Consider the following 13,861-nt stretch of genomic DNA (forward strand, 5'->3'; position numbering starts at 1 on the left):
AAACCATGGGTCAGTACGTCGCGCCACTTCGGGATATGCAGTTTGTGCTGCACGAATTCCTCAACGTCACCGAAGAGTTCAAGAGCTTGCCTGCGTACCAGGAGATCGACGCCGACATCATCAACCAGGTGCTGGAAGAGGGTGCGAAATTCACGCAGGAAGTGCTGTTCCCGCTGAACCATTCGGGCGACCGCGAAGGCTGCCATTACGACGCCGCCACCAAGACCGTGACGACACCGAAGGGTTTCAAGGAAGCGTACAAGCAGTACGTCGAAGGCGGCTGGGCGTCGCTCGGCTGCGATCCGGAATACGGCGGCCAGGGCCTGCCTATTTCCCTGAACAATTCGTTCTACGAAATGCTGAACTCGGCCAACCAGGCCTGGACCATGTACCCGGGCCTGTCGCACGGCGCTTACGAGTGCCTGAAGGAACACGGCAGCGACGAGCAGAAGAAGTTCTACCTGCCGAAGCTGGTCTCGGGCGAGTGGACCGGCACCATGTGCCTGACCGAAGCCCATTGCGGCACCGACCTTGGCCTGCTGCGCTCGAAAGCCGAGCCGCAAGCCGACGGTACCTACAAGATTACCGGCTCGAAGATCTTCATCTCGGCCGGCGAGCACGACGTCGCCGAAAACATCATCCACCTGGTGCTGGCGCGCCTGCCGGACGCACCGGAAGGCTCGAAAGGCATTTCGCTGTTCCTGGTGCCGAAGTTCATGCCGAACGCGGACGGCTCGCTGGGCGAACGCAACCCGATCTTCTGCGGCGCCATCGAAGAAAAGATGGGCATCCACGGCAACGCCACCTGCCAGATGAACCTGGACGGCGCCGTCGGTACCCTGATCGGCCAGCCCCATAAAGGCCTGAACGCGATGTTCGTGTTCATGAACGCCGCCCGCCTCGGCGTCGGCATGCAGTCGCTCGGCCTGACCGAAGTGGCTTACCAGAACGCGCTGGTGTACGCGAAAGACCGCATCCAGATGCGTTCGCTGTCGGGCCCGAAGGCGCCGGACAAGCCGGCCGACCCGATCATCGTGCACCCGGACGTGCGCCGGATGCTGTTGACGGCCAAGGCCTATGCCGAAGGCGGGCGCGCCGTCTGCTCGTATGTCGCGCTGCAGATCGACCGCGAACTGAACCACCCGGACGAGGAAGTGCGCAAGGAAGCGGCCGGCGAAATCTCGCTGCTGACCCCGATCGTCAAGGCCTTCATTACCGACAACGGCTGGATCGCGACCTCGGAAGCGATGCAGGTCTACGGCGGCCACGGCTACATCAGCGAGTGGGGCATGGAGCAGTATGTGCGCGACGCGCGCATCAACATGATCTACGAAGGCACCAACACCATCCAGTCGCTCGACCTGCTGGGCCGCAAGATCCTGATGGACAATGGCGCCAAACTGCGCGCCTTTGGCGAGAAGATCAAGGCCTTCGTCGAAGAAAACGGTCTGGATGAATCGATGTCCGAATTCGTGACGCCGCTGGGAGAACTGGGCGAAAAGGTCGGCAAGCTGACTATGGAAATCGGCATGAAGGCCTTTACCAACCAGGACGAAGTGGGCGCCGCCGCCGTGCCTTACCTGCGTGTGGTCGGCCACCTCGTGTTCAGCTATTTCTTCGCGCAGATGGCCAAGATCGCGCTGGAAAAGCAGGGCTCGGGCGACGGTTTCTACACCTCGAAGCTGGCCACGGCACGCTTCTACTTTGCCCGCCTGTACCCGGAAACGGCGATGCTGATCCGCCAGGCACGCTCGGGCGCGGACAACCTGCTGGCGCTCGACGCCGACCTGTTCTAAAAACGAGAGGATACCGACCATGACCAATTTCACCGTCAAGAAAGTCGCCGTGCTGGGCGCCGGCGTGATGGGCGCGCAGATCGCCGCGCACTGCATCAACGCCCGGGTGCCTGTCGTGCTGTTCGACCTGCCTGCCAAGGAAGGTAACAAGAACGGGATCGTGCTGAAGGCGATCGAAGGCTTGAAAAAGCTGTCGCCGGCCCCGCTGGGCAACAAGGACGACGCCTCCCTGATCGAAGTGGCGAATTACGAAGACAACCTCGAGCTGCTCGCTGGCTGCGACCTGATCATCGAAGCGATCGCCGAGCGCATGGACTGGAAGCACGACCTGTACAAGAAGGTTGCGCCGCACATCGCGCCGAACGCCATCTTCGCCTCGAACACCTCGGGCCTGTCGATCAATACCTTGGCCGAAGGTTTTGACGAGGAACTCAAGGCGCGCTTCTGCGGCGTGCACTTCTTCAATCCGCCGCGCTACATGCACCTGGTCGAGCTGATCCCGACCGCGGGCACCCGTCCCCAGATCCTCGACCAGCTCGAGACCTTCCTGACCTCCGTGCTGGGCAAGGGCGTCGTGCGCGCAAAAGACACGCCGAACTTCATCGCCAACCGCGTCGGCATCTTCGGCATGCTGGCCACGATCCATGAAGCAGAAAAATTCGGCCTGTCGGTGGACGTGGTCGACGACCTGACCGGCGCCAAGCTGGGTCGCGCCAAGTCGGGCACCTTCCGTACCGCCGACGTCGTCGGCCTGGACACCATGGGCCACGTCATCAAGACGATGCAGGACACGCTGCAGGACGACCCGTTCTTCGCGCTCTACAAGACGCCGGACGTGCTGTCGAAACTGGTCGAGAAGGGCGCCCTGGGCCAGAAGACCGGCGCCGGCTTCTACAAGAAGGTCGGCAAGGACATCCAGCGCCTCGACTTTGCGACCGGTGAATACGTCGCCGGCGGCGGGAAAGCGGCCGACATCGTCGCGCGCATCCTCAAAGAGAAGGACCCGGTCAAGAAGTTCAAGGCCATGCGCGACTCGACCAACCCGCAGGCGCAGTTCCTGTGGGCGATCTTCCGCGACGCCTTCCATTACATCGCCGTCCACCTCGACACCATCGCCGACAACGCGCGCGACATCGACTTCGCCATGCGCTGGGGCTTCGGCTGGAGCGTCGGCCCCTTCGAAACCTGGCAGGCCGCAGGCTGGAAGCAGATCGCCGAGTGGGTCAAGGACGACATCGACAGCGGCAAAGCGCTGACCAACACGCCGCTGCCAGCCTGGGTGTTCGAAGGCCCGGTCGCTGAAAAAGGCGTGCACACCGCCGAGGGTTCCTGGTCGGCCGCTTCGAACAGCTATGTGCCGGCCTCGAACCTGGCCGTGTACGAGCGCCAGGCCTTCCGCGCGCCGGTGCTGGGCGCCGGCGCAACGGACGCCAAAACCGCCGGCACCACCGTCTTCGAAGACGAATCGGTGCGCCTCTGGCATACCGGCGACGAAGTCCTGATCATCTCGCTGAAAACCAAGATGCACGTGATCGGCGAAGGCGTCGTCAAGGGCCTGCAGCGCGCCATGGCGGAAGCGGAAGCCAACTTCAAGGGCCTGGTCATCTGGAACACGGACGCGACCGAAGGCGGCGCCTTCTCGGCCGGCGCCGACCTGCAATCGGCCCTGCCTGCCTTCATGGCCGGCGGCGCGAAAGCGATGGACCCGATGGTGCGCCAGCTGCAGGACGTGTTCATGCAGATGAAGTACTCGAACGTGCCGGTGGTCGCCGCGGTGGCGGGCCTGGCGCTGGGCGGCGGCTGCGAAATGGCGCTGCACGCGTCGAAGCGCGTCGCCTCGATCGAGTCGTATATCGGCCTGGTCGAAGTCGGCGTCGGCCTGGTGCCGGCCGGCGGCGGCCTGAAGGAAGCGGCAGTGCGCGCCTTTACCGAAGCCAAGGGCAACGACATCCTGCAATTCCTGAAGACCGGTTTCACCAATGCGGCCACGGCGCAGGTGTCGAAGTCGGCGCTGGAAGCGAAGGCCATGGGCTACCTGAAGGAAGACGACATCATCGTCTTCAACACCTATGAGCTGCTGCACGTGGCGAAAGTCACGGCGCGCGCCATGTTCGACGCCGGCTATCGCGCCCCGGCACAGCGCCCGGTGACCGTAACCGGCCGCTACGGCTGGGCGACGATCCGCGGCCAGCTGGTCAACATGCGTGACGGCGGCTTCATCTCTGCCCACGACTACAAGCTGGGCGACATGATCGCCGAGATCGTGACCGGCGGCGACGTCGACCAGGGCAGCGTGGTATCCGAGCAGTGGCTGCTCGACATGGAGCGTAAAGCCTTCCTCGAACTGCTGAACAACCCGAAGACGCAAGAGCGGATCATGGGCATGATGCAGACCGGCAAGCCGGTTCGTAACTAAGCGGTGCGGAACTAACCAAGGACGAATGACATGAGCAAACAACTTCAAGACGCATACATCGTCGCAGCGACCCGCACTCCGATCGGCAAGGCGCCGCGCGGCATGTTCAAGACGACCCGCCCGGACGACCTGCTGGTGGCCGCCATCCGCGGCGCCATGGCCGCCGTGCCGAACCTGGACCCGGCGCTGATCATCGACGCCATCGTCGGCTGCTCCTTCCCGGAAGCCGAACAGGGTTTTAATATCGCCCGTAACTCGGTGATCCTGGCCGGCCTGCCGAACACGGTCGGCGGCGTGACCGTCAACCGTTACTGCGCCTCGGGCATCACCGCCCTGGCCATGGCGGCGGACCGCATCCGCGTCGGCGAAGCCGACGTGATGCTGGCCGGCGGCATCGAGTCGATGTCGATGGTGCCGATGATGGGCCACCACCCATCGATCAACATGGAGACCTTCAGGGACGAGAACGTGGGCCTGGCCTACGGCATGGGCCTGACGGCGGAAAAAGTGGCGACGCAGTGGAAAGTGTCGCGCGAAGACCAGGACGCCTTTGGCCTGGAATCGCATCGCCGGGCGATTGCCGCCCAGCAGGCGGGCTACTTCAAGGACGAGATCACCCCGGTCGAGATCATCACCCGCACGCCGAACCTGGCTACCGGCGAAATCGATGTCAAGCGCCGTACCGTCGACACCGACGAAGGCCCGCGTGCCGACGCCAGCATGGAAGGCATGGCCAAGCTGAAACCGGTGTTCGCGGCCAAGGGCACGGTCACGGCCGCCACGTCGTCGCAGATGTCGGACGGCGCCGGTGCGCTGATCGTGGTCAGCGAAAAGATCCTGCGCGAGCACAACCTGACCCCGCTGGCCAAGTTCTCCTCGTTCGCCGTGCGCGGCGTGCCGCCGGAAATCATGGGCATCGGTCCGAAGTTCGCGATTCCTGCTGCGCTGGCCGCCGCCGGCATCACCCAGGACCAACTCGACTGGATCGAGCTGAACGAAGCCTTTGCGGCGCAAGCCCTGGCCGTGATTCGCGACCTGGGCCTGGACACCAGCAAGGTCAACCCGATGGGCGGCGCGATCGCCCTCGGCCACCCGCTGGGCGCCACCGGCGCGATCCGCGCCGCGACCGTCGTGCACGCACTGCGCCGCAACAACCTGAAGTACGGCATGGTGACGATGTGCGTCGGCGCCGGCATGGGCGCGGCCGGTATCATCGAGCGCGTTTGATTTTTCGAAAGTAGCCGCATCGGCCTGCACGCTGATGCGAGCTGCGACTATCACCGCGTGGGCGGGAGACCCGCCCACCCTACGAGTTGCTGCACACTGTGCCGGTGACCCGTAGGGTGGGCGGGTCTCCCGCCCACGCGTCCAACCGGCCCAAGAATCATCGGAGACCTGAACAATGAGCATCCAGACGACCAAACAAAACGGCATCCTCACCATCGAATTCGACCGCCTCGAGCGCAAGAACGCGATCACCGGCGCCATGTACACCACCATGGCCGAGGCGCTGCTGAACGCCGAGCAGGACCCGGCCGTGCGCGCCGTCCTGATCGCCGGCAAGCCGGAGATCTTCACCGCAGGTAACGACCTCGACGACTTCCTGAACAATGCCGGCGAAGGCGCCATGACCGAGGAGCGCCCGGTGTTTCGCTTCATGCGCGCGCTGGAAGGCTGCACCAAGCCGATCGTGGCGGCCGTCGCCGGCGCCGCGGTCGGTATCGGCACCACGCTGCTGATGCACTGCGACCTGGTCTACTGCGCCGACAACGCCAAGTTCTCGATGCCGTTTACCCAGCTCGGCCTGTGCCCGGAATTCGCTTCGTCCCTGCTGGTGGCGCAAGCGGCCGGCTATACCCGCGCCGCCGAAAAGCTGATGCTGGGCGAAGCCTTCCTGGCCCAGGAAGCCTTCGAGATGGGCATCGTGGCGAAAGTCCTGCCGGCGGCCGAACTGCTGCCCTTCGCCCAGGCCCAGGCCGCCAAACTGGTGGCGCTGCCGGCCGCCTCGATCCGCGCCACCAAGGCCCTCATGAAGCGCCCGCGCGCCGCCCTCGTCGCCGATGCCATCGCCGTCGAGAGCAAGCAGTTCAGCGCCATGCTGGCCGGCGCCGAGGCCAAGGAAGCGTTTACCGCCTTCTTCCAGAAGCGCAAGCCGGACTTTTCGAAGTTCGATTGAGAGGTGCGGCCAGGCAGGCTTCACGGCCCGCCTGGTCCGCCACCGCTGTCACTAGGGCGTCACCTGCGCCCCCACGACGACCAGGTGCGCCACCGTGGTGCACTTGCCACTGCTGTCGGTGACGGTCAGCCTGACCATGTAGCTCCCTTCCTTCGCATAGGCGTGCTGGGCGCTGACGCTGCCGCCATGGCGCGCTGTGCTGAGCGTGCCGACGCTCTGGCTGCCGTCGCCCCAGGACCAGACGGCCTGGTGACGGTCGCCCGCGTCCAGGTCGCGAAAGCTCGCGGAAAACGAGAGCAGGCCTTTGGCGCGCGGCGTGCCGGTGACCTCCACCGGACCGGCGACCGGCGGCTGGGCCTCGGCGCTGCCCGGCACCAGCAGCACCAGGCCGGTATTGCCCTCGGCGACAATCGATCCGTTGTCCGAGATTGCGCTCGCCTCGTGCAGCAGCAGCCCCGGCGGGGCGCCGCGCAGCCGGGTATTCAGGTCGACGACACCCTGCGCGCGGGTCCAGACGAAAGCGCGGCCCTCGAGGCTGCCCACGACCTGGCCCAGCTTGTTCAGGTCGCGCGTGCGCGTTTCGGTATTCGGGTCGCTCGGGTGGATAAGGACCGGTCCGTGTTCGCGGCTCCAGATGAAACCCCGGGTAGGACTGCCGCGGCCGCGGGTAAAGCCGATCACGAGGCCGTTGTCGTTGATTTTTTCGGCAAACGAGGCGTTGGCGCGCGGCAGGCCGAGGTCGAGCACGCCCTTGTTCGGCGCCCACAGCAAGGCCATTTCCGCCGAGTTGGGCGCCACGCCGAAGCCGACGACCTGGCCGGCGTTGTTGATGTCGGACGCTGCCGAGTAGGTGGTGCCGAGGGTTTCCAGCGCAATCGGCCTTGCCCCTGGCCAGGCCACCGCAACGCGCGGCTCGCGATTGGTTCCCGCCGATTCGCCGACGACGGTGCCGGCGTCGTTCAGTGCGGCGCCGTAGGAACCGTTGTCGAGCGCGCCCTGGTCGACCATGCCGCTGCGCGGCGTCCAGCGAAACGCATGTCCCCAGCCGTTGGGGAAGCGCACGGCGCCGGTCACCCAGCCGCGGTTGTTGATGTCGGAAGCGGACGAGCTGATGGCTCCCGGCGGGGCCAGCTTGACCATGCCCGTCGCGGCGCTCCAGCGGAATGCGTGCGTGTCGGTGCCGGTGGCGCTGATCGAGGAGGTGCCCGCAACCTGCCCGGCGTCGTTCAGCGCCGCCACCGTGGCGACCGGGCCACCGAGGGTGCCGAGATCGCGCACCATGCTGCCGTCGTAAAATTTGGCCCGCTCCGAACTCCAGTTCAGGCTCGGCGCCCTGGTCGGGTCGTATTCGTTGAACGCGACCTGGCCTTTGGCATTGATGTCCGCCCCATAGGCCCAGACCGTGCCCAGCTGAACGATGCGATAAGTGGTGGGGGCCGGCGCCGCCGTGGCGGAGGCGGAGAGCGCGACGACTATCCCTGCCGCGCCCGGCCACCAGCGCGTCCAGCCGCTCCTGTACTGCGCGCCTGTTGCAGTTCTCATGTGCATTTGTTCCTCCTGGGCTAGTTCGTGCGCTCAATCAAGATTCCACACAGAAATTGGTGGTAGATGAGCGCGCTGCCGCCAGCATAAATACGATGGCTGAGTTCGTACTGGGCAAGGTCAACGGTAACGCTGATGGCGCCAAGAAGGGTCGTGAAGAATTTGGTGCCGGTATATTTCCCGACCGCCGACGCCGGTAGGGGAGGCGTGCTCCCGCGTTCTTGCGAACAGGCCTATCTTGGCGCGCGAATGTGACCGGCGTTTGACCACCGTGTGACAAAGGGCCTGGATTACACGCGGTTGGGCGCGGCCCCGGCTGGTTTCTCGAGCAGGCTGTCGCACATCGTCAGCACCGCGCGCACCAGTTCGGCCGGCGCGATCGGCTTGGCCAGGTATTCGTCGAAACCCGCCTCGAGCGCGCGCAGGCGGTCTTCGCGGCGCGAGAACGCCGTCAGGGCAAGGGCGCGCACCCCGGCAATGCGCGGGTTGCCGGAGGCGCGCACGCGGCGGATCAGTTCCGGGCCATCCATTTCCGGCATGCCGATGTCGCTGATCATGAGGTCCGGCTTGAGCTGGTCGATCGTCTGCAGGGCTTCATAGGCGGTGACCGCGGTGACGATGGCTGCGCCCATGTCGGCCAGCACGTAGTGGACGATGTCGAGCGAATCGCGTTCGTCGTCGACCACCAGGATGGTCAATCCGGTCAGGGCGCCGCTGCTGGCGCGCACCGCGCCCTGGTCGTGCGCCTTGACCAGGCAATCGGGCGCCGGCACGGTGTCGGTCGCGCCGACGAGCGGCATGCGCAGGGTGAAGGTGGCGCCCTTGTCTTCGCCGGCGCTGGCGGCGCGCAACTGGCCGCCCTGCAGTTCGACGAGTTGCTGGGCGATCGACAGGCCCAGCCCGAGGCCGCCGTGGCGCCGCGTGGACGAGGAGTCGGCCTGGCGGAAACGGTCGAACACATAAGGCAGGAAGTCGGGGCGGATGCCGATGCCGGTGTCGGCGACTTCGATCACGATGGCGTCGCCCTGGCGTTTCGAACTGACCCGGACCAGGCCGCCGCCGGGGGTGAATTTGATGGCGTTCGACAGCAGGTTGCTCATCACCTGCTGCAGGCGGCCGGCATCGGCCGCGAGCGGGCCGGCATGGCTTTCGATCCTGACCTCCAAACGCACGCCCTTGGCGATGGCGGCCGGGCGCACCGTCTCGACGGCGGCGGCGATGAAGTCCGACGGCCAGGTGCGGTCGACCTCGATGCGGATCTTGCCAGCGATCAGGCGGCTCATGTCGAGCATGTCCTCGATCAGCTGCGCCTGCGCGCGCGCATTGCGCTCGATCGTCTGCAGGCCGCGCTTGAGCATCTTGTCGTCCTTGCCGCCGTCCATCAGCAGCTGCGCCCAGCCGAGCATCGCATTGAGCGGGGTGCGCAGCTCGTGCGACAGCGTCGACAGGAATTCGTCCTTCATCTCGGACAGGCGCTCGGCCTCGACCCGCGCCTTCTGCTCGTGCAAGTACAGGGTTTCGCGTTCGGCCGAGGTCGCTAGCGAGGCGGCCAGGATGCGCGAACGGTCTTCCAGGCGCGAATCGTAGACGGCGATCAGGGTCGCGATGGTCAGCAGCAGCAGGGCCGTCACCGTCACCATCCCGGCCAGCAAATCCTGGCTGATGCCTACGTCGGCGACGAGGCAGATGGCGCCTGGCTGGAAATGCGCCGCTTCCATGCCGGTGTAGTGCATGCCGACGATGGCGCCGCCCATCACGACCGAGGCGGCCAGCTGCGCCAGCCTGCCGCCCAGCAGCCGCTCGCGCATGTAAAAGGCGATCCACAGCGCGCCGGCCGAGGCGGCGATCGCGATCAGGACCGAGGCGGCGAACAGCAGCGGGTCGTATTCGATGCCGGGACGCATGCGCATTGCCGCCATGCCGGTGTAATGCATCGCATTGATGCCCATTCCCATCAGCACGGCGCTGATGGCGAAGTGGGATGCCGTTGGCGCCGGGCGGCTGATGAGCGACATGGCCAGCAGCGAAGCGAGTACCGGCAGCAGCCAGGAGACGAAGGTAATCGGGCCGTCGTAGCCGACCGGGAAGGGCAGGCGGAAGGCCTGCATGCCGATGAAGTGCATGGCCCAGATGCCGCTGCCCATGGCGAAGGCGCCGCCGCCCATCCACCACCAGGTGGCGTTGCCATGCGAGTGGCGGACCCGTTCGGCCAGGCTCAATGCGGTATAGGAAGCGTAGATCGCCACCAGGATCGATACCACGACAAGCGTCGGTTCGTAATGCCCAAGAGACATGGTAAGTTCGCTAGCTCACCGGGAATCGCCCGGTGCTGTGGAAAGAAAGGGCTGGAAAGCCCAGTCTACACAAGAGCGCTCAGCTTGGCAGTAACTTTCCGTGGCGCAACTTACGCCTGGCGTGCGGCTGCAACAGCTCAGCGCTTCAGGATGATCGCCGCCATTGCCGCGACCGCACCGGCGGCGGCCAGCGCCCATGGGCCGAGGCGGATGTCGCCGCCCTGTCCGGCTGGCAGCGCCAATGGCCCGGAGGCCGGACGCCAGCCGTCATGCTCGGCGGCGGCGGCGCGTGCAGCGGCCGCTTCAGTCTCGTAGAAGGTCGAGAAGCGTTCCAGGTCGGGGGGATTCAGGGTCGCCATGAAGGCCACGATCTGGTCGTGCTGGTCGAGCCGCACCTGGTAGTGGTTGCGGCCGGCGGCCACGGCGCTGCGCAGGTGCGCCGCTTCCTTTTCGACCAGGTCGCGTACGCTTTCACGCGTAATGACGGGAAGAACGATTCGGGGTCGCTCGACGCTGCGTCTGTCGGTTTGCACGTGCTGTCTCTCTTGGTATCGCTGTATAGATGGCAAGTCTACGTCGGGGTCTGTATCGTTGCCAACACACTTGGCAAGGAATTGTTACAGGCGGCCCCGTTAAAAGTCTCATCGTACCCTAAAAGGGTCTAAAATTTCCCTAAGGCAAATTATCTTCAGACAGATGACGATCTTGCCATTCAGCTTGCCACGCTTGCCGCGTTCGGCCTGATCGAGCTTTACCTTCGCCAGCGACGCAGAAACGAGCCCCCCATTGACCGACATGACCAACGCAGCACGCCTCGCAAGGCTGGCTGAAGAAAATACTGCCCTGATCGAAAACTCGCTCGATCTGATCGCCCTGACCGATGCCGACGGTGTTTTTCTTCGCGTGAACAGAGCGGCCTTCGAGATCCTGGGCTATCGTCCCGAGGAACTGGTCGGGCGCAACTATGGCGAGCTGCTGAGCGCCGAAGACCGCGAGAAATTCCAGGTCGTACGGGCGGAACTGCGCGCCGGCACTGCCACCCGAAGCGGCCTCGAGCACCGTTGGCTGCGCAAGGACGGCAGCACGGTCATCATGTCGGTCTCGGTGCGCTGGTGCGCCCTGAACCAGGTCACCTATGCAACGGCGCGCGACATCACGGCGCAGCACCAGGCGCGCGAGCTGCTGCACAAGTCGCAGCAGCAATTGCATGTCATGCTCGAGAGCATTGGTGACGCCTTTTTCGCGGTCGACCGCGCGTGGCGCGTCACCTACGCCAACCGCAAGGCCGGCGCCTTCGTGAACGTCAACGCGGACGCCGCGATCGGCCGTAACCTGCTCGAGGTAGCGCCCGACCTGCACGATTCCGAATCGATGAGTTATTACCTCAAGGCCATGGAAAGCGGCGTGGCCTGTTCCTTCGAATCCTACTGGGAGCCGTCCTCCACCTGGGTCGAGGTGCATGCCTATCCGAGCGAGGATGGCTTGTCGGTGTATTTCCATGACATCACCTTCAAGTACCAGGCCGAACAGGCGCTGAAAAAAAGCGAGCAGCGCTTCCGCAACCTGTTCCAGCAGGCAGCCGACAGCATTGTCATCGCCGACAGCGAACTGCGCATCATCGCCGCCAACGGCCGCGCTTGCACCAACTTCGGCTACACCGAAGAAGAATTCCTGCGCCTGAACGCGCACGACATCGACAGCGACTTTACCTACGACACCGAACTGGCAGCGGCGCTGGGCGAAGGCCAGACCCAGCTGCTGCGCATCCAGAAGCGGCGCAAGGACGGCAGCACGTTCCCGGCCGATGTCCACATTTCGCGTTTCGAGGATGGCGGCAAGGAGTTTTACCAGGCCATCATCCGCGACGTGACCGAGCGCGAGGAAGCGCAGGACCGGCTGCGTGAACTGGCCACCCACGATACGCTCACCGGTCTGCCGAACCGGGCCCTGCTGGGCGACCGCGTCCAGGGCCTGTTCGATTCCTGCCCGCCCGGCGGCGCCGTGGTGGCGATGTTCCTCGACCTCGACCGCTTCAAGGAGGTCAACGATTCCTTCGGCCACGAATTCGGCGACGTGCTGCTGTGCGAGGTCGCGGCGCGCCTGCGCCGGGTGATTCGTCCGGCCGACGTCGTCGCCCGCCTCGGTGGCGACGAATTCGTGATCGCGGCCCATTGCCCGGCTGGCCGGGCCGCCGCCGCCCGCATCGCCGACAAGCTGCTCGACGTCCTGACCACGCCGATCCATATCGCCGGCCAGGACGTGATCATCGGCGCGTCGATCGGCATCAGCATGTTCCCCTTGGACGCCCTCACCAAGGAGCACTTGTTCCAGGCCGCCGATACCGCCATGTACCGGGCCAAGGCGGCAGGGCGCAACCGCTCGAGCTTCTTCGAGCCGGAAATGGCGGTCGCCACGCGCGAACGCATGGTGCTGGAAACCTCGCTGCGCCCGGCGCTGGCGCGCGGCGAGTTCGAGCTGCACTACCAGCCGAGGATCGACCTGAAAGACATGTCGATCCTCGGCATGGAGGCGCTGATCCGCTGGAACCATCCGGAGCGCGGCCGCGTGTCGCCGGCGCAGTTCATCCCGATTGCCGAGGAAACCGGCCTGATCGTCCAGATCGGGCGCTGGGTGCTGCACGAGGCTTGCGTGCAGACGCGCCGCCTGATCGATGAACTGGGACGCACGATCTGCGTGTCGGTCAACGTCTCGGCGCGCCAGCTGGCGCATCAAAGTTTCGTCGACGAGGTCAGGCAGGTGTTGTTCGACACCGGCCTGGCGCCGGCCTGCCTCGAGCTGGAACTGACCGAGAGCGCGCTGATCGTCGACATCGAGCGCACCGCCCGCATGCTGCGCGAGCTGCACGAACTCGGCGTCAAGCTGGCGGTCGACGATTTCGGCACCGGTTATTCGGGGCTGGCCTATCTGCGCAGCTTCCCGATCGACGTGCTCAAGCTCGACCGCTCGTTCGTGCTGCAAGACGACGAGCGCATCAGCGCCTTCGATTTCGTGAAAGCCTTCGTCGACATGGCGCACGCGCTCAACATGTCGGTGGTGGCCGAAGGCGTCGAGACGCTCGATGTCGTCGAGTTCCTGCGCTCGGCCGCCTGCGACGAGGCGCAAGGCTATTATTTTGCGCGGCCGATGCCGCTGGACGAACTGCGCCTGCTGCTGGCGAACGAAAGCGTGTCCAGGGGCTAAGGAGCACCGCCGAGGTCGCGTTCGTGGCCATCGTCGGTGGATTCTTCGTGGACCGCGGTGAACCGTTCCGTCGTGATGCTGTCGTCGAGGTCGAGGCGCGATTCATCGCCGAGCTCGGGCGGATCGAGCATGTCGCGGATGAGCGCGGCCAGCTCCGGCGTATCCCAGTCCTGGCCGGCGCGCTGGCGCGCCTCGATGAAATGGGTGATTTCGCGTTCCTGCTGAACGCTCAGGGGCAGGCCGCGAAACGCGGTGCCCGGTTGCGACTCGATCATATGGCCCTCCTGGCGTAGCGGTTAGCCCACCCGCACAAGTACGCTACGCCGATTCGCCTACTGCTGGCGCACGCTGCGATATTGCTAAAAGGCTACCGCGCGCTGGCCCCGTCAACGCGGCGCTAGACTCCAGGTTGGCTCAGGATGCGCGGCTTGCCGCT

At 65.3% G+C, this 13,861-nt stretch carries 9 protein-coding genes; 5 read left to right on the forward strand and 4 right to left on the reverse strand.

Features of this window, described 5'->3' with window-relative positions; translation table 11 throughout:
* Positions 1–5 precede the first annotated feature (5 nt).
* The 4 genes from AC56KZ_RS17450 (at position 6) to AC56KZ_RS17465 (ending at position 6,388) form a co-directional block, all read left to right on the forward strand.
* Positions 6–1,796, forward strand: a complete 1,791-nt coding sequence (locus AC56KZ_RS17450) for an acyl-CoA dehydrogenase C-terminal domain-containing protein (protein WP_497163455.1) — start codon at positions 6–8, stop codon at positions 1,794–1,796.
* A gap of 19 nt (positions 1,797–1,815) precedes the next feature.
* Complete coding sequence (locus tag AC56KZ_RS17455; protein ID WP_497163456.1) at positions 1,816–4,212, forward strand: 3-hydroxyacyl-CoA dehydrogenase/enoyl-CoA hydratase family protein; 2,397 nt, start codon at positions 1,816–1,818, stop codon at positions 4,210–4,212.
* Between the two features lie 30 nt (positions 4,213–4,242).
* Positions 4,243–5,439, forward strand: a complete 1,197-nt coding sequence (locus AC56KZ_RS17460; protein ID WP_497163457.1) for an acetyl-CoA C-acyltransferase — start codon at positions 4,243–4,245, stop codon at positions 5,437–5,439.
* A gap of 175 nt (positions 5,440–5,614) precedes the next feature.
* Positions 5,615–6,388, forward strand: coding sequence for an enoyl-CoA hydratase (locus tag AC56KZ_RS17465; protein ID WP_497163458.1), 774 nt, complete (start codon positions 5,615–5,617; stop codon positions 6,386–6,388).
* Positions 6,389–6,439: 51 nt separating this feature from the next.
* On the opposite strand, the gene AC56KZ_RS17470 is transcribed toward AC56KZ_RS17465, so the two are convergent.
* The 3 genes from AC56KZ_RS17470 to AC56KZ_RS17480 all read right to left on the reverse strand — a co-directional run bounded on the left by AC56KZ_RS17470 (position 6,440) and on the right by AC56KZ_RS17480 (position 10,757).
* Positions 6,440–7,930, reverse strand: coding sequence for a PKD domain-containing protein (locus AC56KZ_RS17470; protein ID WP_497163459.1), 1,491 nt, complete (start codon positions 7,928–7,930; stop codon positions 6,440–6,442).
* Between the two features lie 290 nt (positions 7,931–8,220).
* On the reverse strand, positions 8,221–10,224 hold the full coding sequence (locus AC56KZ_RS17475) for an MHYT domain-containing protein (RefSeq protein WP_497163460.1): 2,004 nt from the start codon (positions 10,222–10,224) through the stop codon (positions 8,221–8,223).
* Between the two features lie 137 nt (positions 10,225–10,361).
* Positions 10,362–10,757, reverse strand: a complete 396-nt coding sequence (locus tag AC56KZ_RS17480; protein ID WP_497163461.1) for a hypothetical protein — start codon at positions 10,755–10,757, stop codon at positions 10,362–10,364.
* A gap of 262 nt (positions 10,758–11,019) precedes the next feature.
* On the opposite strand from AC56KZ_RS17480, the gene AC56KZ_RS17485 reads away from it, so the two are divergent.
* On the forward strand, positions 11,020–13,425 hold the full coding sequence (locus AC56KZ_RS17485) for a sensor domain-containing protein (RefSeq protein ID WP_497163462.1): 2,406 nt from the start codon (positions 11,020–11,022) through the stop codon (positions 13,423–13,425).
* Here the strand turns inward: AC56KZ_RS17485 and AC56KZ_RS17490 are convergent.
* Positions 13,422–13,700 carry a hypothetical protein gene (locus tag AC56KZ_RS17490; RefSeq protein WP_497163463.1) on the reverse strand — a complete coding sequence of 93 codons (279 nt, stop codon included), beginning with the start codon at positions 13,698–13,700 and terminating at the stop codon, positions 13,422–13,424. The two genes, AC56KZ_RS17485 and AC56KZ_RS17490, sit on opposite strands and share 4 nt — an antisense overlap.
* Between the last annotated feature and the right edge of the window lie 161 nt (positions 13,701–13,861).

The organism is Telluria sp. LT2P34, from assembly GCF_059685915.1.